Below are 22,710 nucleotides of genomic sequence, written 5' to 3'. Positions count from 1 at the left end.
GACCCTACCGAAGGCCCCAAGCAGGCCGTTTCACCAGCGTGTACGGGACGTATATCGGGGCCCGGCAACGCTTCGTCCATCCGGGGAGCCGCGGACCCGGCCAGGTTCTCCGTCGATCCGCGATCCTCTCCGGCCCGTGCGCCGTCGAACCCGCTGGGCGCGCTGGTGGATGGGCCGAGCGCGGCAAGGCGCCGGCGGCGACCCTGGCCGCGAAAGTCGGCCGACGCCACCGGCAGGACCCTCACCACCCGCGCCCCCCTCTGCGCGTCCCCGCAGGTCTCGCGGTACGAGGCGCGGCACGAGGAGCGCGGCGACCCGGCGGGGTGGCGTCAAGCTGCCGCTGCGGCCGTGGCGTCAAGCTGTCGCTGCGCCGCCCGCTGGGTCGCGTGCTGTGCCGTCCGGAAGGAAGGCTGCCCTCATCCGCCGCCGGAGGGCTGGGTGGTGTCCGAGGTGGTGGTGCCGTTGGAGCCGTCGTCGTTCAGCGTCACGTCTCCGTCGTCGCCGAGCGGGTCGTCGTCCGTGGCGGTGTCGCCGTCGGAGCCGTCGGAGCCGTCCGAGCCGTCGGTGTCCGGGTCACCGCTGCTGCAGGCGGGGTCGGCGGCGCAGGCCGGGTCGCCGCTGACGTCGTCGTCGCCCTCGGACGGGTCCTGGGTCGGCTTGGGCGCCGGCTTCTGCACCAGGTCGTGCGTCTGGCCGCCGAAGGCCGGTGCCGGGAACGGCTCGACCGGCTTGCCGTCCATCGCGATCGTCATGAAGTCGCGCCAGATCTTGGTGGGCGTGCCGGCACCCTGGATGTTCCCGAGGGAGACCTCCTTGGGCAGGGGGTAGCCGTTGGCGTCCCTGATGACCTTCCCGGTCTTCGGGTTGGTCTGCGGGATCTCCTTGTACATCCCGACGGCCGAGGAGAGCTGCGGGGTGTAGCCGACGAACCAGGCTTCCTTGTTCTCGTTGTTGGTGCCGGTCTTGCCGGCGATCGGACGTCCGCCGGGCAGCGCGGTCCCCCTGGCCGTGCCGTACTTGACCACCTGCTGCATCGCGTACGTGGCGTCGGCGGCGCTCTCCGGGCTGATGACCGCCTTCGACTGGCCGGTCTCCTTCAGGACGGTCGCTCCCTGGAACGTCTTGACCGAGGCGACCACGTGCGCGTCGTAGTGCAGGCCGCCGTTGGCGAAGATGCCGTATCCGGCGGCCTGCTCGACCGGGGTGACCAGGCCGGCGCCGATGGACATGCCGTACGCGTGGTCCTTGATCGCCTTCTCCAGGTCCTGCTTGTCGATCCCGGCGCCCTCGGCGATCCTCTCGACCTCGCTCAGGCCGACCTCCTGGGCCATCGTGGCGAAGGCCGTGTTCACCGAGTCGGCGGTGGCCCGGTCGATCTGCACGGCCGCGCCCACGTCGTGCGAGTTCCCGATCGGCTTGGTGCCCGGCAGCGTGACCGGCCCTTTCCCGGACACGTAGCTCTTGAGGCTGTAGCCGTTCTCCAGCCAGGCGGCCAGCACGTACGGCTTGAAGGCCGACGCGGCCTGCTTGTAGGCGTCGAAGGCGTTGTTGGTGAAGCTCTTCAGGTAGTCGCGGCCGCTGTAGAACGCGATCACCCGCCCGTTGCGCGGGTCCACGGCGGCCATGTTCGCGCGGATGTGCTTGTCGCCGACGCCGGCGAGGTTGGTCTCGACCGCCTTCTTCGCGGCCAGCATCAGCTTCCTGTCGAACGTCGTCGTCACGCGGTAGCCACCGCTGCGCAGGCTCTCCTTGGAGATCTTCCGCTTCTCCAGCTCCCGCTGGACGATGTCGACCATGTAGCCGTTGATGCCCTTGAGCGTCTCCTTCTTCTCCAGCCTGGCGAGCTTGGGGAACTTCGCCGTCTTCGGCAGCTGCCCGTACGCGGCCGGGTCGACGATCGCCAGGCCGCCGACGACGTAGGTGAACCGCTCCCGGGTCGGCGCCCAGTTCTTCTTCGCCTCCGCCTGGTCGAACGCGTCCGGGCTCTGGATCCGGCCCGCCAGGTAGGCGCCCTCGGCGGGGGTCAGCTTGTCCACGTCCTTGTCGAAGAACGCCTGGGCGGCGGCCTGGATCCCGTTCGCGCCCCGGCCGAAGTAGATCGTGTTGAGATAGTTGGCCAGGATCTGGTCCTTCGACATCTCCTTGCCGGCGCGGATCGCCACGAAGATCTCCTTGACCTTCCGCTGGAGTGTCCGCTCCTGGCTGAGTCCGTCGTAGTAGCCCCGCGCCATCTCCTGCGTGATCGTCGAGCCGCCCTGGACCTGCTGGCCGGTCACCGTGCTCCACACCGACCGCAGGATGCCCGACACCGAGATGCCCGGGTCGGTGCGGAACGTGCGGTTCTCCGCGGCGATGAAGGCGTCCTGGACATGCCGCGGGATCTTGGAGATCGGGACGATCTCGCGCTTGGTGCCCAGCCGCGCGATCTCGGTCTTGCCGTCCCGGTAATAGATGATGCTGCCCTGCTCGACGGCCTGCTGCTGGGTCTGCAGCGGCAGCGGGGTGTTGGCGTACGCCACCATGATCATGCCGAACAGACCCGCCGCCAGGACCGTGCAACTAAGAACCACGATCTTCCAGCTGGGGATGAAACGCTTCCAGCCGGTACGGATCGGGCGGCCGTCCTCCTCGTCCGATCCTCCGCGAGGGCCCCCGGGACCACCAGGACCGCCGGAACCGGGACCACCGGGACCCTCGCCACCCGGTCCGCCCGGCCCGCCACGGCCGCTGGGCCTGCCGGGGCCGTCCGGTCCGCCGGTGCCCCCGGAGCCGCTCCTGCGGCGGCCGGGACCCGGCTGCTGGCGCTGAGCCCTCGCCGGGGCGTCCTCGCCTTGCACGGCGCGGCGCCGCCCTCCCCGTGAACTTCCCGGAGTCCCACCGCTCCGCCCGGGTCCGTCCGGACGGGCCGGCGGTGGAACCGAGGAGCTCGGCCGGCCCCGCTCCGCCCGGTGCTGCGACCGGTCCGGGGGCTGGCTCTGCGCCCGGTCCGGGGGCTGGTTCGGGGGTGGAGTCTCGGCGCGGGAGGAGGAGTCGTGGCTGGGCGTGGTTCCCTGGGACGAGCGATGACGCCTCCCCGGACGAGCCGATGGGCCGGGCCGCCCCTCGGAGTCCTCGGGGCGGCCGGTCTGCTCCGGGTCATAGCTGCTGTTACTCACGGGTCCTTGTTCAGTCATCCGGCGATGTGGTCTAAGACGCCATCGGCAGGCGGAGAGCGCACCCCCCTCACGCTGGGGCCCGGCTCCCGGAATGGACCGTGTCCCCGGAACCTGCCGGCGAGGAGCCGGACCGGTTCGGCGGGTCGCCTGTTCCGAGGACGAAAGAGACCAACAGGTATATCAACGACAACCTTGGCAGACATCAACAACTCAGACGCGGAGTTTCCCCGCATTCGCGTCCTACCGAGCGGCTGCGGCCATATCCCCCGCCGTGTCCCCGACCGTGTCCCCGGCCGTGCGGAAGCCCGCGTTGCCCATGGCGGAATCGGGCGTGTTGGCCGATCGGGCGGCGACCCGGTAACGGTTGCAGCAGGAGTCGTGACACAGGTACGACCCGCCCCTCAGCACCCGGGCGGCGCCTGCCGCGGGCCCCCTGGGATTGCCGGATGGCGACCTGTCGTAGTAGCCGGGGTCGGACCAGTCGGCGCACCACTCCCACACGTTGCCCAAGACCTGCCACAGACCGTACCCGTTGGGCCGGTACGTGCGGACGGGCGCGGTCGTGAGGTAGCCGTCGTCCAGCGTGTTGCGGGTGGGGCGTCGTGCCACGAGACCTGGACCACGGGGGTGGTCGCCGAGGGTCGGCCGGGCGGGCAGCCGGATGAGCGACGCCGAGATGGACCGCATCGAGGACGACGTGCTGCGGGCGGCCCGGCTCATCAGCCGCTCGCTGGGCGGCTGACGCAGCCAGGACAGCCGATCGCCGGGCGGCTGACGCCGGGACGTCCGGTGCTACAGGACCCCGACGGCGGGCTCCTCCTGCGGGAACAGGCCGTCGAACACCACGGCCCGGTCGAAGGTCAGCGCGCGGGTGCGGGCGCGGAGCTCCAGGTCGTGCCGTTCGGCCGCGGACATGTCCAGGACCACCCGGTCCACCGCCGCGACCAGCGCGGCGACGTCCCCAGGCTCGATGACGACGGCGGCGTCGCCGACCGCCTCAAGGGTCCCGCCCGTCGTCGTGGTGACGATCGGTCCCCCGCCGGCCAGCATCTTCTCGGCCAGCGCGATGCCGAACGTCTCGACGAAGTCGGGCTCGGGCTTGGTGGGCAGGGCGTAGGCCGCGCAGCCGCGCATGAGCAGCGGCTTCTCCCGGTCGTCCACGTCGGTGAGGAAGACCACCCGGTCGTCGTCCGCGGCCATCGCCCGCGCCTGGGCCAGCATCGGCCCGGTGCCCGCGACGACCAGCTTCACGCGCGACCTGCAGCGCATCCGGCGGAAGGCGGCCAGCAGGTCGTCGATCCCCTTGGCCTTGGTCACCCGGGACAGGAACAGGACGTATCCGTCACGCTCCAGGCCGCGGCGCGCGAGCGCGGCGTCCACCTGGGCCGGGTCGGGGTCGAGGAAGGCGGCGGAGTCGATCGGCGGGTAGCTGACGCTCACGCGGCGCCGGCACTGCTCGGCGAACGTGGTGCCGCAGACGGCGTCCACCTGCTCGGCCGAGGCGACGATCTCCTCACGGGTGTACTCGGAGACCGCGACGACCTCGTCGTTGGCCAGGAACGTGGTGAACAGCACGGTCGCCGCGCCGAACCGGCCCTCCCGCAGGCACGACCGGATCACGTTGGTCACGTCGGAGCCGACCGCCTTCGCCACGGTGTGCACGTCGGGGGTGTATCCCGCCATGCGCGCGGCCGCGACCGCGTCGATGACCACCGAGGTGTGCGGCATCAGGTACATCGACAGGCAGACCGTGGATAACGGCTCGGCGAGCAGCTCGACCAGCCGCCCGGTGAGCCCGGCCTGATGGCGTCCGTCCGGCACCCGGTAGTCCCCGACCGGCTCCGGCCGCTCCACGGTGATCCCCGGGCTGTACGGCAGCAGCCGGTCCAGCGGCTTGAGCGGCAGCCCGGCCGCCTGCAGCGCGGGGATCGGCCAGGTCAGCAGCCGTACGTCGGAGAACCCGCGGGTCAGCGCGACCTCGGCGAGGTTGCGGGCCTCACCGGAGTGCCCGCAGATGACCGGGTCGGCTCTGACCACGATGACGAGACGACGAGGGGGGTGAGTCATCGCGCTTCCTCCGGTGTCGTGGGCGGATCGGATAGGGACGGCGGGCGGCGTTCCCGGCCCCAGGCCGACGGCTCGGGGCCCAGCTTCAGGTGCAGCCGGCCACCGCGGTGCACGGTGGCGGCGCTGAGGTGCGTCGCGTGCAGGGGCTCGCCGTCGAGGGTCGCCGACTGGACGTACTGGACCGGCGGGTCACGGTCGAGGCCCTCTACCCCGATCGGCGTCTCGCGGTGCCCGCTGGTCTCGATGACGAACTCGTTGCCGCCGGCCCGCAGCACGGCCCGCTCGAACGCGGGCGCGTTGATCAGGAACAGGTTCTGGCCGGCGATCGGGAACAGGCCCAGCGACGCCCAGACGTACCACGAGCTGAGGCCGCCGGAGTCGTCGTTGCCGGGCAGGCCACCGGGCCCGGTGCCGAACTGCCAGGTCAGCGCCGCCTGCACCACCTCAGCGGTACGGTCGGGCCGGCCCGCGTAGTGGTAGGCCCACGGGGCCTCCATGTCCGGCTCGTTGTTCAGCCCCTCGAACCGGTTGAGCGCGTACCCGGCCAGCATCTCCGTCGTCCGCGGGCGCCGGCCCGGCTGCCGCACCGGTGCGGCGCCGAAGCCGAAGAAGCGGTCCAGCTTGTCGATGAAGGACTTGTCGCCGCCGGCCAGGGCGATCCGCGCGGCCATGTCGTGCAGCAGCCGGAAGGAGTAGTTCCACTTGCCGCCCTCGTAGAACTCCGAGTCGCGCAGCAGCCCGGTGTCCGGGTCGAAGGCGTTCAGCCACTGGTTACCGCGCTCCTCCAGGTCGTCGGCCAGGCGGCGGTCGTTGAGCGCCCTGGCGACCTGCGCGGTGCAGTGGTGGGCGTAGGCCAGGTCGAGGGTGTGGGTGATCGGGTGCACCACTCCGTGCTCGTAGAAGTCCTCGCCGTACATGCGGCGCAGGTCGCCGGCCATGTGGACGAGCGCCCAGTTCCAGTCCAGGCGGGCCCAGCCGAGCGCGTGGGCGTCGGCCAGCATGGTGTGCGCGAGCGCGCTGGCCTGGCGGAAGAACCGGTCGGCGCCGCGGGACATCCGGTAGCCGATGGGGAAGTTGCCCTCTTCCTCGCAGACCCTGATCAGCGACTCCAGCAGGTCCGCGGCCCGGTCGGGGACGATCGCGGCCAGCAGCGGGAGCTGGGTCTTGTAGATGTCCCACATGGTGCAGACGTCGAAGGCGAACGGCCCCGAGGTCGGCCAGAACGGGCTCTCGTCGTCGGCTACGCACGGCTTGATCAGCGCGTGGTAGAGCGACGTCGCGAGCACGGTGCGGCGGGCCGGGGTGCCGCCCTCGACCTGGACCCGGTCGAGGTGCTCGCCCCAGCGGGCCCGGGTGCGCAGGCGTACGGTGTCGAACGCCTGCTGCGCGTGCCCGCACTCGCGCTCCAGGTTCTGGCGGGCCTGCTCGCACCCGCGCAGCGAGAACCCGAGCCGCACCTCGATGGTCTGCCCCGCCGCGGCCGGGCCCATGAAGAGCATGCCGAAGGGGCGCAGCGTGGTGTGCCGGATGCTGTCGAAGTCCAGGCGGGTGCCGCCGTCGATGAGACGCCGGTCGTACCAGAGCATCTGCCGCCAGCCCGGGCTGTCGACGTCCAGGTACACCGACAGCGGGACGCCCTCCATCACCACCGTGCCCTGCGCCCGGCCGTGGCCCATGCTCTCCACCTGGGCCCGGACCGGCACGGTGCGGCCGAGCTCGCTGGCCAGGCCGCCGCAGGACAGGTCGATCACCACGCGGGCGCTGCTGTGCTCGGGGAACGTGTACCGGTGCACCGCGACCTTGGGGCCGACCGTGAGCTCGCAGCGCACCCCGGTGTCGAGGGTGGCCGCGTAATAGCCCGCCTCCGCCACCTCGTCACGCAGCTGCCAGGCGTCTCCGAGCGCGTCCAGCGGCTGCACCATCGGGGTGACCCGGACATAGTTGTAGTACTTGCGGATCGCGCCGGTGCCGGACTGCTGGAAATGGGTGAATCCGGACGCTTGCACCCGCTCGAACATTTCCTCGGGCACGCCTTCGGTGTTCTTCGTGTACCGGCCGTACCCGGTGGGGTACGCGCCGGAATAGGCGCAGGCCGACACCATGCCCAGCGGCGACGTGGCACCGGGGTGCGTGTTGCCTACCTGGGGTTTCGGCCACCACCAAGTGGCGGCCAGACCGCGCGCGCCAGGCAGATCGGTCGCCGCGGTGCCGATGAAGGGGTCAACGTTGTTCAGGATGGCGGGACTCTACCCAGCGCGAGGTCTGCATAGGTTTCAACGAGATGAATTCCTTGGTCAAGCGTCCGAGTGAAAGAGAAAAGGCGCCCAGTTACTCAATACCCAGACCTGCGACCCGCACTTCATCGAATTTCGCCGGCGGTCACCCCCGGCCGTGGATCGTGACGGAGTAGCCGTCGGGGTCGGCGAAGGCGAACGTGCGCCCGAACGGCCCGTCGAACGGCTCGGTCAGGATCGGCACGCCGGCCGCGGCCATCTCGTCGTGCAGCCGCTGCGGGTCGTCGGCCGCCAGCCACAGCGCCACGCCCCAGCCGAGCCGGTCGACGGCGTCGAGATCGACGGCCGGCTCGCGGACCGCGAACGCGATGGGCTCGGTGGCGAAGACCACGGCGTGCGGCGGGCTGACCGGCGCCCGGTCCAGGCCGAGATGAGTGGTGTAAAAGGCGGCGGAGGCCTCCAGGTCGCGGACCTGAAGGGCGATGAAGTCGGGGCCGATGGCGGGCAACGCATGCTCCTGTGAATGATCGGGGACGACTGGTAAGGTGTTATCAGTCTGCCTGACACTGTATCAGACAGACTGATACATGCAAGGAGATGCGATGAGCGGAACCACGGCCCGGCCGGGCTATCTGATCAAGCGGGCCCAGATCGTGCTGCACGAGGCCATGGTGACCGCCCTCGCCCCGCACGGGCTCACCGTGCCGCAGTACGCCGTGCTCACGGCGCTCGGCGAGGAGCCCGGCCTGTCGAACGCCGAGCTGGCCCGCCGGGCGTTCGTGACCCCGCAGAGCATGAACGTGGTGCTGCGCGAGCTGGAGGAGCGGAAGCTGCTGAGCCGCCGGCCGCACCCGCAGCACAGGAAGGTGCTGCAGGCCGAGCTGACGGCCGGCGGCCGGGACCTGCTCGACGCCGCCGGCGCCGCGGTCGACGGCGTCGAGTCACGCATGCTCGCCGGCCTCGCGCCCCAGGCCCGGGCCCGCCTGGCGGGCGCGCTCGCCGCCTGCATCGACGCGCTGGCCGCCGACGGCAGGAGGTGAGCCCGGCCGGTGTCAGCGACAGAAGGGTCAGCGGCAGAAGGGGGCCATGCCGAGCACGGACTTGACGCCGCCCAGCAAGTGCTGGACGAAGTACCCGTCGCCCTCCATGGGCTCGTCCGTCCACGCCTTGACGTCATGGCCGAGGGTGGTGAGCCAGGCCCGGCCGCCGTCGTAGTACTGGCACCAGCTCACCGGGTGATGGTCGCCGTGGCCGGGGTGCCCGAGGTTGCCGCGCACCCCCCGGGCCAGCGTGCTCTCGTCCACCTCGGCCAGCACGCGCACGCGGGTGGGGTACGGGACGAGGTTGTACCACTCGTCGGAGAAGGCCCAGGTCCGGGGTAACCCCTGGGTGGAGGCGTCGCGCCGGTCGACGGTGACGACGGTCCCGGGCTGGTTGGCGCTGTGGTCGTAGAAGTTGGCGTTGCCGAGCAGGCCCTCGTACCAGGGCCAGTTGTACTCGGTGCCGAAGGCGTTGTGCACGCCGACGAAGCCGCCGCCGGCGCGGACGTACTGGCGCAGCGCGGTCTGGGCGGCGTCGTCGAGCGTGTCGCGGGTGGTGCTGAGGAACATCACCGCGTTGTAGTTCAGCAGCCGCCCGGCGGAGGAGAGCTGGGTGACGTCCTCGGTGTAGTCGACGGCGAAGCCGTTCTCCTGGCCCAGCCGCACGACCGCCTTGACGGCCACGTTGTCGTCGTTGAGCGGCGGGTTCAGCCCGGGGGCGAGCGGGGTGCCGAGGTGGGCGTGGCGGGGGCCGGCGGTGCGGCTGTAGACGAGCAGGCGGTAGCCCTTGGCCGGGTCGAAGTTGCCCCAGTCGTGGTAGCAGCGGGGATCGGTGCCGCGGCAGACGCCGTAGTCGGGATCGCCGAGGTTCTGCGCCCCCTGCGGAGCGGCGGCGGAGCTGGGAGCGGTGGCGGTGAGCAGGAGTGCGGCCGCGCCGGTGGCGGCGGCGATGGAGAGCTTGCTACGCATGGGCACCTCACGCTGCGATCCGCTAGACGGATCGGTTGGTCCACTCAGGGGTTTGAGCGTAACCACGGATCTTCGCCGGGACAAGCCTTGCCTTCACCGCGCGATCGGACTTAAGGTGCGTCCGTTAAGTGGATCTAGTGGTCCATTAGACGGACCACTGAAGGTTGGTGCCAGTGGAACGACGTAACTTCCTCCTCGGTGCGGCCGCGGCGTTGGGCGCCTCCGCCGCGATCGCAGAACCCGCCCAGGCCGCGACGGAACCGCTGGAACGGCAGCCTGCGTCCCTGGGCGTGACGGGCAAGGACTTCCCGAAGGTCTGCGGCAACCTGGGCAATCACAACTACTCGCCGCTGAGACAGATCACGGCCCGTACGGTGCGCCGGCTCGGCGGCGCCTGGCACGTCAACCTCGAAGGCGGCAGCACCTCCGCCGCGCAGCAGAGCACCTGCGTCGTGGAGGACGGCGTCCTGTACGTCCAGACCACCCAGCAGAACGTCTTCGCCGTGGACGGCCGGACCGGCGCGATCAAGTGGAAGACGAACCTGGGCACCAAGCAGACGAACATGCGCGGCGTCGCGCTCGGCGACGGCCTGGTCTTCTCCACCTCCGGCGCCAACATCGTCTACGCGCTGGAGAAGGAGACCGGCCAGGTCGTCTGGCAGCGCCAGCTCATCACCGAGGACGAGGGCGGCGGTGACACCGGCGGCTGCGATCCGCAGAACGGGCAGTGCGGCGGCCTGACGGGGACCCTGGCCGGGGCGGTCGTCCACTGGGACGGCCTGATCTACGTCGGCATGCAGGGCAGCACCGGCGGGGCGCGCGGGCGGGCGTACGCGCTCAAGGCCGCCACCGGCGAGGTCGTCTGGACGTTCTGGTCGTGCCCGGGCGAGGGCCAGTTCGGCAACGACACCTGGGAAGGGGAGTCCTGGAAGACCGGCGGGGCGGTCCCGTGGATCCATCCGGCCATCGACCCCGACCTCGGGCTGGTCTACTGGACCTTCGGCGGCTCCTACCCGCGGCTGGACGGCTCCAGCCGGGGCGGCGACAACCTGTTCGCCAACTCGATCGTGGCCATCGACGCCAAGACCGGCCTGCGCAGGTGGCACTTCCAGTCGGTGCACCACGACATCTGGGACCTCGACAACGTCATGGCGCCGGTGCTCGTGGACGTCAAGGTCAAGGGGCGCACGCGCAAGGCGGTGGTCTACGGCAGCAAGGCCGGCATGTTCTACGTGCTCGACCGGGAGAGCGGCGAGGCGCTGCACGGCATGGAGGAGCGCCCGGTCCCCCAGGACGCGCGGCAGAAGACCGCGGCCACGCAGCCGTTCCCCGGCGGGGAGCCGTTCATCACGCAGGCCCCCGAGTTCGGCAAGGCCACCCGGCCGGTCCCGTTCTACGCCTGGGGCGGGCTCTACACGCCGCACTGGGACCGGGCGACGATCATCTTCCCCGGGGCGGGCGGCGGCGCCGACTGGGCGCACGTGTCGTACAACCCGCACACGGGCTGGATCTACGTCGGCTACGGGCTGATCAACTCCGGGTTCTCCAACAGCCGTGACGGCCGGGTCAACACCTCGCGGCCACTCGGCGAGCACTTCGCCGGCGGCATCGCGGCCGTCGATCCCCGTACCAACACGCCCGTGTGGACGCTGGATCGGGAGTGGTCGCTGGCGCACGGCAACGGCATCCTGAGCACGGCGGGACGGGTGATGTTCCAGGGCGGGCCCGACGGTCTGCTGCACGCCATGGACGACACCGACGGCAAGGTCCTGTGGAGCTTCCAGTGCGGCGCCGGGGTGCACACCAGCCCGATCAGCTACGAGATCGACGGCGAGCAGTACATCGCGGTGCTGGCCGGCGGCAACGGCCTGCCGTACCCGGACATCCCCAGGGGCGATCACCTGTGGGCCTTCAAGCTGGGCGGCAAGGTGCCGCCCGCCGCGACGCCCACGCCGCCGAAGAAGCGCAACGACATCAGGACCGCCGCCGTCACCGGCACCACGGTCACGCTCGGCCGGGTCTGGGACGCGGCCGGCCAGCGGCCCGGCGCCACCGAGAACACCGTGGCCCAGAACGCCATGTCACCGCAGCACCTGCGGGTGCCCGCGGGCACGACGGTCACCTTCGTCAACCCGGCCGGCAACGCCAGCGCGCACGCCGCCGTCTCGTTCTTCGAGTACGAATTCGACAGCGGCGTCCTGATGCCCGGCCAGTCCTTCACCCACACGTTCACAACGCCGGGCGAGTACTTCTACAACGACGCGATCTACCCGCAGAGCACCGGCAAGATCGTCGTCTACTGAGGCAGGCCCGATGAGGGGAGCCCCATCCCGGATGGGGCTCCCCGCACGCTCAGATCCAGGTCGGCAGGATGGACGGCGGCATCGGGCCCTTGTTCCGCCGCCCCTGACCGGTCTCCTCCCAGGCGTGGGCCAGGATCCCGACGCTCCTGCTGAGGACGAACAGCCCGCGCGCCAGCGGCGCGGGAAAGCCCAGCTCGGCGTAGACCACGGCGGTGGCGCCGTCGATGTTCATGGGCACCGGCGCGATCAGCCGCTCGACCTCCAGCGCGGCACGCAGGTGCGCGCCCGGCACCACCTCGTCCGCGACCGCCGCCGCCACGAGGCCGAGCAGCGGGTCGCGGCGCGGGTCACGGGTGTGGAAGCGGTGCCCGAAGCCGGGCAGGTACTTGTCGCGGGCCCGGCGGCGCGCCACCACGGCGGCCGCGTCCCCGTCGCGGACCACCTCGTCGAGCAGGCCCACGCACTGCTCCCCCGCGCCGCCGTGCACGTCGCCGAGCAGGTTGACGCCCGTGGCGACGGCGTTGTTGAGCCCCACCCCGCAGGTGGCGGCCATCCGCGCGACGGCGATGGAGGGGGCGTGCGGTCCGTGGTCGACCGAGGAGACCAGCGCCGCCTCCAGCAGCGCCGCCCGCCGCGCGTCCGGCCGCTCGCCGCGGAGCATGAGCCAGATCAGCTCGGCGAAGCCGATCCGCCCGATGAGGTCCTGGACCGGCTGCCCGCGCAGCTCGATGACGTCCGGCTCGATCCGCGACACTGCGGTCGCCCACCAATCGGCCACCCCGCGCACGGCGTCGCCCTCATCGGCGCGCCCGCTCATGACGCCGCCTCGAACTCGTCGTTGTGCTCGCCGAGCAGCGGGGCGGGCCCGCGCGGGCGCAGGGCGGCCCCGTCGACGACCACGCCGTTCCCGGTGACGGTGACGGTCCCGGGCCGCTCGCCGCCCCCGGCGAACGGCACCTCCGTCAGGAACCCCCGCCCCCGCACCTGCTCCAGCGCGAGCGCCTGCGGGACGGTGAGGATGCGGGCGGCGGGCACGCCCTCGCGGGAGAGCAGTTCCTCCCACTCCAGCGCGGTCTTGGCCCGCAGTGCCTGGTTGAGCTCGTGGTTGAGAGCCTGCCGGTACGTCTTGCGCGCCTCGCGCTCGGCGAAGCGCGGATCGGCGGGCAGGTCGGGCCGCCCGATGAGCCGGCACAGCGTCTCGAACTGCGCCTGCTGGTTGGCGGCGATATTGAGCGGCCCGTCGGCGGTCTCGAAGGTGCCCGACGGGGCGGCGGTGGCGTTCTGATCGCCCATCGGCTCCGGCTCGACCCCGCTGATCAGGTAGTTGGAGACCGTCCAGCCCATGGCGGAGATCGACGCCTCCAGCATGGACAGGTCCAGGTGGCAGCCGCGCCCGCTGCGGTTGCGCCCGGCCAGCGCGGCGGAGATCGCCAGGGCGGCCATCAGCCCGCCGATGGTGTCGCAGATGGGGAATCCCACCCGCAGCGGGACCGTGTCGGGCGTGCCGGTGACGCTCATCATGCCGGACAGCCCCTGGATGATCTGGTCGTAGGCGGGGGCCTCGCGCATCGGGCCGCTCTGCCCGAACCCCGAGATCGCGCAGTAGACCAGGCCGGGGTTGAGCTCGCGCAGGCGGTCCCAGTCATAGCCGAGCCGGCCCAGCACCCCTGCCCTGAAGTTCTCCAGCAGGACGTCGGCGCCGGCGACCATCGACTCGAAGGCGGCCCGCCCCGCCGGGCTCTTCAGATCGAGCTCGACCGACTTCTTGCCGGCGTTCTGGGCCAGGAAGGAGGCGCCCATCCGCTCCCGGTTGAGCTCGGGGTCGGGGCCGAGCCGCCGGGCGAGATCCCCGGTGCCGGGCAGCTCCACCTTGACCACCTCCGCGCCGAACAGCATCAGCTGATAACTGCAGTACGGCCCGGCCAGAACGTTGGTCAGGTCCACGACCTTGACGCCGTCCAGTGGCAACTGCTGCATTCACGCTCCATAGAGTCAAGTCAGAGGGTGGTCGAACCCGCGCTCCGACATGCGCTTGGCTGCCTCGCGCAGATCCGCGGCGAAAGCCTGGACCCGGTCCTCGGTGAAGCGGACCGTCGGGCCGCTCAGTGTCAGCGCCGCCACGGTCGCCCGCGAGCCGCCCGTGACCGGGACGGCGACCGCGGACAGGCCGGGCTCACGCTCGCCGTGGCTGACCGCGTAGCCGTCGCGCGCCGCCTGCTCGATCCACTCGCGCAGGCTCGCCAGGTGCGCCTCGCCGTACGGAGAGGAGCGGGCGATCCGCGCGAGCAGCCGGTCGGGCGCGTCCTTCAGCAGGACCTTGGAGGAGGCGCCGGCCCACAGGGGCAGCTCGTCGCCGACCCGCACCACGTGGCGCAGCGGCTGCGGGCTCTCCTGCTGGGCGATGCAGATGCGGTGCAGGTCCCTGGCGACGTAGAGGTTGACGGTCTCCCGGTGCCGGGCGCCCAGCTCGCGCATGAGCTGGACGGTCTCCGGCGGCAGCTCCCACGCGCTGCGGGCCAGGTGCGCCCACCGCCACAGGGCCGGACCGGCCGTGTATCCCTTCGGGGTGCTCCACAGCAGCCCCATGTGCTCCAGGGTCTGCAGCAGGCGCAGCGCCGTCGTCTTGGCCAGGCCGGTCTCGTCGACGACCTCGCGGATCGTCAGCGTCCGCCGATCCTCGGTGAGCAGGGACAGGATGTCGAACGCCCGCTGGACGCTGCGGACGCCACCGGCGTCATCTGTCGAAGGCACGGATCCTCACTTAAGAGTCGAAGGTGAACCTGCCGCACACCTTCTCACGCGGTCCGTACGCTAACACTCAGTCCGCTTGGCGGTCCATATGCTCCATCAAGCGGATTACGTGGCCCCCTTGCCATAACGTTCATCGTCCTCATACCGTGAGGCAATCCACAGTGCGGTTTACCAGAACCGCTGAGCGGATCAACGGGAGTCACCATGAACGCAACCCACGAAGCGGGGTGCTTAGTCGCCGGCGAGTGGCTGACCGATGGCGCGCATACCGACCGCATTGGCCCCTATCTCCGGGAGACCGTCAGCCGGGCACGTACCGCACAGCTCACCGACATCACCGCGGCGCTGGCGTACGCCCGGCGCTCGGCCAAGGCCGTGGCCCGCCTGGCGCCCGCCACCCGGGCCGGCATCCTGGAACGTGCCGCCGCCATGGTCACCGAGCGCGGCGAGCAGCTGGCCACGCTGCTGGCGCTCGAACTGGGCAAGCCGCTCAAGGACGGGCGGGGCGAGATCCTGCGGGTCGCCGACACGCTGTCCGTCGCCGCCGCCGAGGCCAGGGCGATCGGCGGCGAGGTGCTGCCGGTGGCGGGCTGGGCCCGCGGGATCGGCAACACCGCGATCACGCAGCGGGCGCCCGCCGGTCCGGTGCTGGCGATCACGCCGTTCAACGCCCCCGCCAACCTCCTGGCGCACAAGCTCGCCGCGTCCTTCGCCGCCGGCAACACCACGATAGTCAAACCGCCGCCGCAGGCCCCGGCCGTGTCCACGGCCCTGGTGAGGCTGCTGATCGACGCCGGGATGCCCGTGGAGGCGGTGCAGGTCCTGCACGGGGGCGGCGACGTGGGCGCGCGGCTGTGCGCCGCGCCGGAGATCGCCGTGGTGAGCTTCACCGGCGGCGTCACGGCCGGGCACGCCGTCGCCCACGCCGCCGGGCCGAAGCGGGTGATGCTGGAGCTCGGCGGCAACGCCGCGACCATCGTCTGCGAGGACGCCGACATCGGCGCGGCGGCGCGCGTGTGCGCCCGCACCGGCTACAGCAACTCCGGGCAGAGCTGCATCTCGGTCCAGCGCGTCTACGTCCACCGCAGCCGCTTCGAGGAGTTCGCCGACGCGCTCACCACGGAGGTCAAGGCCCTGGTCGTCGGCGACCCCCTGGACCCCTCGACCGACGTCGGCTCCATGGTGGACGACGACGCGGCCGAGCGGGTGGTCGCCTGGACCGCCGAGGCAGCCGGCCAGGGCGCCCGGGTGACGACCGGCGGCACGCGCGCGGGCGCGGTAATGACGCCGACCGTCGTCGCCGCCCCGCCCGCCGAGGCCAGGGTCGTGCGCGAGGAGGTGTTCGGCGCGCTCGTCGCCGTGCTGCCCTACGACGGTTTCGACGACGTCCTGGAGGAGTGCAACCGCAGCTCGTACGGGCTGCAGGCCGGGCTGTTCACCCATGACATCCGGCGCATCGTCACCGCCTGGCGCGAGCTGGAGGTCGGCGGCCTGATCGTGAACGGCTCCTCCAACTTCCGCCTCGACCACGTCCCGTTCGGCGGCGTGAAGGACTCCGGCATCGGCCGCGAGTCGCCACGCTGGATGATCGAGGACTTCACCGTGACCAAGACCCTCATGCTCAAGGGCCTGACCATCTGGGGAGAGCATTGACCACGCCAGAATCGGGCACGGCGGCACACGCCCTCGTCGCCCAGCTTGAAGAACTCGGCGTCGAATACGTCTTCGGCACCTGCGGGCACACCAACATCGCCGTCCTGGACGCGCTGGCCGCCAGCCCCATCCGCTTCGTCATCGCCCGCCACGAGCAGGCCGCCGCGCACGCCGCCGACGGCTACGCCCGCGCGTCGGGCAAGCCGGGCGTGCTGCTCGTGCACGTCGGTCCCGGCCTGACCAACGCCGCCACCGGCGTCATGACCGCCGCCCTGGACTCCGTGCCGATGGTGGTGATCAGCGGCGACATCCCCTCCTACTACCACGGGCGCCACCCGCACCAGGAGGTCAACCTGCACGCCGACGCCGACCAGGCGTCGATCTTCCGGCCGTTCGTCAAGCGGGCCTGGAACGTGCACCGGGCGCAGGACCTGGGCCGGGCCGTGGAGCGCGCCTTCTGGACCGCCACGTCTGGCCGGCCGGGGGCGGTGCTGGTGAACGTCCCGATGGACATCTTCTCCCGGCCCGCCGAGCCCTATCCGGCCGGCAGCCACGCGGCGCCGCCAGCCCTGCCCGAGACCACGGCGGAGCTGATCGCGGCCCGGCTGGCGGCCGCCGAGCGCCCGCTGATCTACGTCGGCGGCGGCCTGCGCGAGGACGCCGAGTCGCTGATCGCGCTGGCCGAGCACCTGGACATCCCGATCGCGCACTCGCTCATGGCCAAGGGCACCGTGCCGGACGCCCATCCGCTGGTGCTCGGGATGCCCGGGTTCTGGGGGCTGGAGCTGACCAACTCCTACACCCGCGAGGCCGACGTGGTGCTGGCGCTGGCCACCCGGTTCGCCGAGACCGACTCCAGCTCCTGGGATCCCCGTTTCACCTGGGACTTCTCCGGCAGCACACTCATCCAGATCGACCTCGACCCGGCCGAGCTCGGCCGCAACTACCCCGTGCAGATCGGCGCGGTCGCCGACGTGGGGCTGGCGGTCAAGGCGCTGGCCGACGCCGCCAAGTCGCACGCCCCGCGCAGCCGGCCCGAGCTGCGCGAGCAGATCTCGGAGGCGCGCACCGAGCTGTTCGCGGCCAGCCGGGAGCGCGGGAGGAGCGCGGACTTCCCGTTGCGTCCCGAGCGCATCCTGGCCGACCTGCGCGACTGCGTCCCGGCCGGCGCGGTCCTCGTCACCGACGTCGGCTGGAACAAGAACGGCGTCGCCCAGTGCTACGAGCTGCCGCCCGAGGGCCGGTTCATCACCCCGGGAGGCGCCTCCACCATGGGCTTCGGCCCGGCCGCCGCGGTCGGCGTCCAGCTCGCCCAGCCGGGCAGGACCGTGATCGCGCTCATCGGCGACGGCGGCATGAGCGCGCAGCTGCCCGCCGTGCCGCTCGCGGTCGAGCAGGGCGCGCCCGTCGTGTTCGTCGTGATGAACAACCGCTCGCACGGCACCATCTCCGACCTGCAGTCGGCGCACTTCGGCCGCAGCTACGGCTGCGACTTCACCGACCCCGCGGGACAGCCCTACAGCCCCGACTTCGCCGCGCTCGCCAGGGCCTGCGGCGCCGACGGCCACACCGTCACCACGCCCGCCGAGTTCGGCGCGGCACTACGCGCGGCCGTCGCGAACCGGCGGCCCGCGGTGATCGACGTCCCGATGGTCAACGAACCGGTGCCCACACCGGGCCATTGGAACATCAAGGACATCTACCAGGGCCTGTTCGCCGACTGACCCGGCTGACCTGGCGGCCTGGCCGGCTCACGCCGCCGACCTCGCTGACCTGGCAGAAACGTTGCACGTTCGAGATTCCCTCAACGTTGCCCGTCGCTTATAACGAACGTACTAGTCCGTGAATTAGTTCTCACCTACCCCCCTACGAGGTGAACCGTGCATTTCACGAGATTCTCCATCGCTGCCGCGGCCCTCATAGCCCTCGCCGCCTGCGCCCCACCCGGCCAGCAGGCCGAGAGCGGGGCCACCGCCACCGGCCCCATCAAGATCGCCAATGTCAACGCGCAGAGCGGCCAGCTCAGCTCGCTCGGCCAGTGGGAGCACAAGGGCGTCAAGCTCGCCATCGACGAGGCCAACAAGGCCGGCGGTCTCAACGGGCGGCAGATCCAGCTCGACCTCTTCGACGACCAGGGCGACCCGACCGTGGGCACCAACGTGGCCAGGAAGATCGCCGCCGAGGGCTACATCGCGATGCTCGGCACCGCGGAGAGCGCGGTCACGCTCGCCATGGCGCCCATCCTGAAGGACGCCAAGATCCCGAACATCACGTCCGGGCAGTCGCCCAAGCTGGCCGAGCTGAAGAGCCCGTTCCTCTTCCTCAACGCGCCGACCAGCGTCACCTTCGACGAGACGCTGGCCAAATACCTGGTCGACGACAAGGGCATGAAGAAGATCGCGCTGATCAGCAACAACGGCGCCTACGGGGCCGGCGAGCACGACGCGTTCCTCAACTCGCTCAAGACCAGGAACGTCACCCCGTCCGCCGACGAGGTCGTCACCCCCGACCAGAAGGACTTCAACTCCAACCTCGCCAAGATCCGCGAGCAGGACCCCGACGTGCTGTTCATCGGCGCCGAGGAGGTGCAGTCCGGGCTGATCGCCAAGCAGGCCCGCGAGCTCGGCATCAAGGCCGTCTTCGCCGGCGGCGCCCCGGTGGGCACCGACGTGTACGCCACCACGGCCGGGCTGAAGAACGCCGAGGGCACCATCGTCAGCTCCCCCTACCTGAGCAACGACGCCACCCCCGAGATCAAGGCCTTCGCCGAGAAGTACAAGACCGCCTACAAGGAGGACGCCAGGATGCACGTCGCCAAGGCGTACGACGGCGCGTCGATCCTGATCGAAGCGCTCAAGCAGACCAACGGCGAGGGCGGGCAGAAGCTGGCCGACGCCATCCGCGGCGTCAAGCGGGCCGGGCTGCTGGGGAACTACAACTACGACGCCAACGGCGTCGGCATCCACGAGACCAAGATCGGCCTCGTCAAGGACGGCAAGGTCGAGCCCGAGGCCGCGAGCTGACGTGCAGGTCTTCCTTCAGACCCTGATCGGCGGGGTCACGTTCGGAGCGGTGTACGCGCTGGTGGCGATGGGGTTCTCGATCGTCTACCGGACCATGGGCCTGGTCAACTTCGCCCACGGCAGCGTCGTCATGATCGGCGCGTACGCCGCTTCCACGTTCTACCTGGCCACCCAGCTGCCCTTCGCCGTGGCGATCATCGTCGCCATCGCGGTCACCGGCCTCATCGGCCTGGTCATCGAGCGGTTCCTGCGACCGCTGGAGAACAAGGACTTCACGCTGATGCTGATCGGCACGATCGGCTTCGGCGCCGTCCTGGAGGCGGGCGCGGTGCTCATCTGGGGCGCGACCGGGCACGCCGTGCCCTCCCCGCTGGCCACCGAGCCGATCGACGTCGCCGGGGTCCGCATCCCCACCTACAACCTCCTCGTCATCGCGGTCGCGGCGGCGGCCACCGGCCTGCTGGCGCTGTTCCTGCAGCGCACCAAGCGCGGCGCGGCCATGCAGGCGGTCGCGATGGACCACCAGGCCGCCACCGCGGTCGGCATCCACGTCGGCCGCAGCAACGCCATGGCCTTCGCCATCGGCGCCGGCCTGGCCGCGCTGGCCGGCAGCCTGATCGGCCCCATGCTCTACGTCAACCCGACCATGGGCGGCACGCTCGGCATCAAGGGCTTCGCCGCCGCCATGCTCGGCGGGTTCGGCAGCATGCCCGGGGCCATCGTCGGCGGCCTGGCCTTCGGCCTGCTCGACTCCTTCGCCGCCGGCAACTTCCAGGAGTACTCCGAACTCGTCACCTTCCTGGTCTTCGCCCTCATCGTCATGATCCGCCCCACCGGCATCTTCGGAGAGGCCACGGTGAACCGCGCATGAAACGACTGGCGCTCATCGCGCTCGCCGCGATCGCGGCCTGGCTGCTGCCCTACGGCCTGGGCGGCTACTCCATGCACGTCGTCGACGTGGCGATCATCTTCGCCATCCTGGCCGTCGGCCTCGGCCTGACCATGGGCGTGGCCGGCCAGATCAACCTGGCCCAGGTCGCCTTCTTCGGCGTCGGCGCCTACACCGTGGCCATCCTCACCACGGAGGCGGGCTTCGGCTTCTGGACCGCCGCCCTGCTCGCGGTGCTGGTCGCCGTGGTCTTCGGCGTACTCGTCGGCATCCCGGCGCTGCGGATGCAGTCGCACTATCTCGGCATCGTCACCCTCGGCTTGGCCCTGGCCTTCACCAACTGGGTCACCAACGCCCACCTCGCCGGCCGCGCGGAAGGCATCAGCGACATCCCGGTCCCGCCGATGTTCGGCATCGACCTGTCCAGCGGCTACCTGTTCTACTACGTCGAGCTGATCGTCTTCGCGATCGCGCTGGCCTTCGCGCTGCTGGTCACCCGCTCCCCGCTCGGCCGCAGGCTGCGCGCCATGCGCGACGACGACCTCGCCGCCGGCGCGCTCGGCGCGGAGATCCCGCTGCTGCGCATGACCGCCTTCGTGCTGTCCGGCCTGTACGGCGGCCTGGCCGGCGTCCTGTACGCCGGGCTCATCCGCTTCGTCGCGCCCGAGACCTTCAACATCGCCAACATGTTCCTGCTGCTCGCCATGGTCATCATCGGCGGCCGCTCCAGCATCCTCGGCTGCGTGGTCGGCGCGGTCGCGCTGTCCCTGGTCAGGGAGGCGCTGCTGGACGCCTCGGGCTACGCCCAGCTCGGCTACGGCCTCGTGGTCGTGCTCGTGGTGGTGTTCGCGCCCAAGGGGCTGGCGGGGCTGCCCGGCCAGCTCCGGTCCCTGCTGCGCGGACGCGGCAGCGGCGCGCGGGCCCAGCTCGGCCCGTTCCGGCCCTACGACTCCGCTCCCCCGGCCGCCGAGCAGGACGCGCTGGAGGTCCGGGAGGTGACCAAGCGGTTCAAGGGGCTGGTCGCGCTCGACGGGGTGTCGCTCACCGTGCCCTCGGGACAGATCCGCGGCATCGTCGGCCCGAACGGCTCCGGCAAGACGACCCTGTTCAACGTGATCAGCGGCTTCTACACGGCCACCCAGGGATCGGTGGTCCTGCGCGGGCGCGAGGTGAGCGGGCTGGCGCCGTACCGGCTCTCGCTGCTCGGCGTCGCCCGCACCTTCCAGAACCTGCGCCTGTTCGAGGACCTCAGCGTGCGCGAGAACCTCCTGCTCGGCCTCGACCGCACCCGCACCTCCTGGATCTGGCGCTACCCGAGCCTGCCCTGGAAGGTGCTGGGCTACGAGCGGGCGCTGGCCGGGCGGGCCGAGGAGCTCATCGAGCGGTTCGGCCTGACCGAGGTCGCGGGCGGCGAGCCCCGCTCGCTCCCGTACGGGATCCAGCGCCGCATCGAGCTGGCCCGCGCGATGGCCATGTCCCCCACCCTGCTGCTGCTGGACGAGCCCGCGGCCGGGCTCAACGGCGAGGAGGTCCGCCAGCTCGCCGAGATCGTCCGCTCCATCAGGGACTCCGGCGTCACGGTGGTCGTCATCGAGCACAACATGGGGCTCGTCATGTCCCTGTGCGACCAGGTGACCGTGCTGTCCAGCGGCAAGGTGATCGCCGACGGGCCGCCCGCCGAGGTCGCCGTGCACCCCGACGTCGTCGCCGCCTACCTCGGCGACTCGATGGCCGCGCCCACGCAGGAGGCGGCCGTGGAGGAGGCAACCCGATGACATCCGCAGGGACCACCCTCACCGTGGAGGGGCTCTCCGTGCGTTACGGCGGCGTCCGCGCCGCCCATGACGTCTCGTTCACCGTCGAGCCGGGCCAGTCGCTCGGCATCATCGGCGCGAACGGCGCGGGCAAGACCTCCACCCTCAAGGCCGTCATGGGCCTGGCCCCCCGCCAGGCCACCACCATCCGCTTCGGCGACCACGACCTGCTCCGCGCCCCGGCCCACACCCTGGTCCGGCACGGCATCGGGTACGTCCCCGAGGGGCGGCACGTCTTCCCCGGCCTCAGCGTCGAGAAGAACCTGCTGCTCGGCGCGTACACCAGCAGCTGGAAACGCACCCCCATCGACGAGGTGTTCGAGCTCTTCCCGGTGCTGGGCGAGATGCGCCACCGGCTGGCCGGCGCGCTGTCGGGCGGCCAGCAGCAGATGCTCGCCGTCGGCCGCGCCCTCATGTGCCGGCCCAAGGTGATGCTCCTGGACGAGCCGTCCATGGGCCTGTCGCCCAAGCTCGTCGGCGACATCGCCGCCGTGCTCAAGAAGCTCAACGCCGACGGCCTGGCCATCCTCCTCGTCGAGCAGAACGCCAAGCTCACCTTTGACGTGACCACCACCTGCCTGGTCATGGAGAACGGCGAGATCGCCGCCACCGGGACCTCGGCGGAGCTACGCGACGACCCGCAGGTCCGCCGCATCTACCTCGGCCTCTGACCCGCCCAGGGGTGCCGGGGCGCTTCCGCACGGCTTGATGCTGGTCCACTAGGTGGACCGGATGGTCCGTTGACGGGATCCGGGAGCCGATCTATGGTGCGACCATGGTTCGGAATCAACAGTCCACAGAGTGGACCAGTT

At 71.2% G+C, this 22,710-nt stretch carries 17 protein-coding genes; 8 read left to right on the top strand and 9 right to left on the bottom strand.

The genetic code is table 11. The annotated features are described in order from the left end of the window. Positions 1-416 precede the first annotated feature (416 nt). From ETD85_RS04505 to ETD85_RS04480, 5 genes are all read right to left on the bottom strand, one after another. A complete protein-coding gene (locus tag ETD85_RS04505) occupies positions 417-2,570 on the bottom strand; it encodes a transglycosylase domain-containing protein (protein WP_170246493.1) in 2,154 nt (717 codons plus the stop codon). An 825-nt stretch (positions 2,571-3,395) separates the two neighbouring features. Continuing rightward, entirely contained in the window at positions 3,396-3,875 is a 480-nt protein-coding gene (locus tag ETD85_RS04495) for a formylglycine-generating enzyme family protein (protein ID WP_138688304.1), read from the bottom strand. 72 nt (positions 3,876-3,947) lie between these two features. Then, the gene (locus ETD85_RS04490; protein WP_138688303.1) at positions 3,948-5,222 is read right to left on the bottom strand and encodes a glycosyltransferase; all 1,275 of its coding nucleotides are present in this window, start codon (positions 5,220-5,222) and stop codon (positions 3,948-3,950) included. Then, positions 5,219-7,456, bottom strand: coding sequence for a GH92 family glycosyl hydrolase (locus ETD85_RS04485; protein WP_276617168.1), 2,238 nt, complete (start codon positions 7,454-7,456; stop codon positions 5,219-5,221). The genes ETD85_RS04490 and ETD85_RS04485 overlap by 4 nt, the downstream gene beginning before the upstream one ends. Before the next feature lie 145 nt (positions 7,457-7,601). Beyond that, complete coding sequence (locus ETD85_RS04480; protein ID WP_138688301.1) at positions 7,602-7,964, bottom strand: VOC family protein; 363 nt, start codon at positions 7,962-7,964, stop codon at positions 7,602-7,604. A gap of 94 nt (positions 7,965-8,058) precedes the next feature. Between ETD85_RS04480 and ETD85_RS04475 the strand changes: the two genes are divergently transcribed. Continuing rightward, a complete protein-coding gene (locus ETD85_RS04475) occupies positions 8,059-8,496 on the top strand; it encodes a MarR family winged helix-turn-helix transcriptional regulator (RefSeq protein WP_138688300.1) in 438 nt (145 codons plus the stop codon). Between the two features lie 27 nt (positions 8,497-8,523). On the opposite strand, the gene ETD85_RS04470 is transcribed toward ETD85_RS04475, so the two are convergent. Continuing rightward, positions 8,524-9,465 (bottom strand): ThuA domain-containing protein, encoded by a 942-nt coding sequence (locus tag ETD85_RS04470; protein WP_138688299.1) that lies wholly within the window; start codon positions 9,463-9,465, stop codon positions 8,524-8,526. Positions 9,466-9,638: 173 nt separating this feature from the next. Here ETD85_RS04470 and ETD85_RS04465 point away from each other — a divergent pair, with 173 nt between their 5' ends. Next, complete coding sequence (locus ETD85_RS04465) at positions 9,639-11,768, top strand: outer membrane protein assembly factor BamB family protein (protein ID WP_170246492.1); 2,130 nt, start codon at positions 9,639-9,641, stop codon at positions 11,766-11,768. A gap of 49 nt (positions 11,769-11,817) precedes the next feature. Here ETD85_RS04465 and ETD85_RS04460 read toward each other — a convergent pair whose 3' ends face one another. The 3 genes from ETD85_RS04460 to ETD85_RS04450 are packed head-to-tail and all read right to left on the bottom strand — an operon-like array spanning position 11,818 to position 14,519. Continuing rightward, entirely contained in the window at positions 11,818-12,585 is a 768-nt protein-coding gene (locus ETD85_RS04460; protein ID WP_138688297.1) for a citryl-CoA lyase, read from the bottom strand. Beyond that, a complete protein-coding gene (locus ETD85_RS04455; protein WP_138688296.1) occupies positions 12,582-13,745 on the bottom strand; it encodes a CaiB/BaiF CoA transferase family protein in 1,164 nt (387 codons plus the stop codon). The genes ETD85_RS04460 and ETD85_RS04455 overlap by 4 nt, the downstream gene beginning before the upstream one ends. A gap of 15 nt (positions 13,746-13,760) precedes the next feature. Next, a complete protein-coding gene (locus tag ETD85_RS04450) occupies positions 13,761-14,519 on the bottom strand; it encodes an IclR family transcriptional regulator (protein ID WP_138688295.1) in 759 nt (252 codons plus the stop codon). A gap of 204 nt (positions 14,520-14,723) precedes the next feature. Between ETD85_RS04450 and ETD85_RS04445 the strand changes: the two genes are divergently transcribed. The 6 genes from ETD85_RS04445 (at position 14,724) to ETD85_RS04420 (ending at position 22,569) form a co-directional block, all read left to right on the top strand. Next, positions 14,724-16,172, top strand: a complete 1,449-nt coding sequence (locus tag ETD85_RS04445) for an aldehyde dehydrogenase family protein (RefSeq protein ID WP_138688294.1) — start codon at positions 14,724-14,726, stop codon at positions 16,170-16,172. Then, the gene (locus ETD85_RS04440) at positions 16,169-17,896 is read left to right on the top strand and encodes a thiamine pyrophosphate-binding protein (protein ID WP_138688293.1); all 1,728 of its coding nucleotides are present in this window, start codon (positions 16,169-16,171) and stop codon (positions 17,894-17,896) included. Before ETD85_RS04445 ends, ETD85_RS04440 begins: the two co-directional genes overlap by 4 nt. Before the next feature lie 156 nt (positions 17,897-18,052). Next, a complete protein-coding gene (locus ETD85_RS04435) occupies positions 18,053-19,195 on the top strand; it encodes an ABC transporter substrate-binding protein (RefSeq protein WP_138688292.1) in 1,143 nt (380 codons plus the stop codon). Between the two features lies 1 nt (position 19,196). After that, entirely contained in the window at positions 19,197-20,066 is an 870-nt protein-coding gene (locus tag ETD85_RS04430) for a branched-chain amino acid ABC transporter permease (protein WP_138688291.1), read from the top strand. Then, a complete protein-coding gene (locus tag ETD85_RS04425; protein WP_138688290.1) occupies positions 20,063-21,859 on the top strand; it encodes a branched-chain amino acid ABC transporter ATP-binding protein/permease in 1,797 nt (598 codons plus the stop codon). Before ETD85_RS04430 ends, ETD85_RS04425 begins: the two co-directional genes overlap by 4 nt. Further along, the gene (locus ETD85_RS04420; protein ID WP_138688289.1) at positions 21,856-22,569 is read left to right on the top strand and encodes an ABC transporter ATP-binding protein; all 714 of its coding nucleotides are present in this window, start codon (positions 21,856-21,858) and stop codon (positions 22,567-22,569) included. Before ETD85_RS04425 ends, ETD85_RS04420 begins: the two co-directional genes overlap by 4 nt. The last annotated feature ends 141 nt before the right edge of the window (positions 22,570-22,710 follow it).

The organism is Nonomuraea zeae (assembly GCF_005889725.1).
Classification (GTDB): Bacteria; Actinomycetota; Actinomycetes; order Streptosporangiales; family Streptosporangiaceae; genus Nonomuraea; species Nonomuraea zeae.
The sequence above is the reverse complement of the archived record's forward strand: the minus strand, read 5'-3'. Positions and strand labels throughout refer to the sequence as shown.

Excerpts from the sequence above, each read along its gene's own strand:
- ETD85_RS04495 (WP_138688304.1), bottom strand. The coding sequence starts at position 3,875 with ATGAGCCGGGCCGCCCGCAGCACGTCGTCCTCGATGCGGTCCATCTCG.
- ETD85_RS04490 (WP_138688303.1), bottom strand. The coding sequence starts at position 5,222 with ATGACTCACCCCCCTCGTCGTCTCGTCATCGTGGTCAGAGCCGACCCG.
- ETD85_RS04475 (WP_138688300.1), top strand. The coding sequence starts at position 8,059 with ATGAGCGGAACCACGGCCCGGCCGGGCTATCTGATCAAGCGGGCCCAG.
- ETD85_RS04470 (WP_138688299.1), bottom strand. The coding sequence starts at position 9,465 with ATGCGTAGCAAGCTCTCCATCGCCGCCGCCACCGGCGCGGCCGCACTC.
- ETD85_RS04460 (WP_138688297.1), bottom strand. The coding sequence starts at position 12,585 with ATGAGCGGGCGCGCCGATGAGGGCGACGCCGTGCGCGGGGTGGCCGAT.
- ETD85_RS04455 (WP_138688296.1), bottom strand. The coding sequence starts at position 13,745 with ATGCAGCAGTTGCCACTGGACGGCGTCAAGGTCGTGGACCTGACCAAC.
- ETD85_RS04445 (WP_138688294.1), top strand. The coding sequence starts at position 14,724 with ATGAACGCAACCCACGAAGCGGGGTGCTTAGTCGCCGGCGAGTGGCTG.
- ETD85_RS04425 (WP_138688290.1), top strand. The coding sequence starts at position 20,063 with ATGAAACGACTGGCGCTCATCGCGCTCGCCGCGATCGCGGCCTGGCTG.
- ETD85_RS04420 (WP_138688289.1), top strand. The coding sequence starts at position 21,856 with ATGACATCCGCAGGGACCACCCTCACCGTGGAGGGGCTCTCCGTGCGT.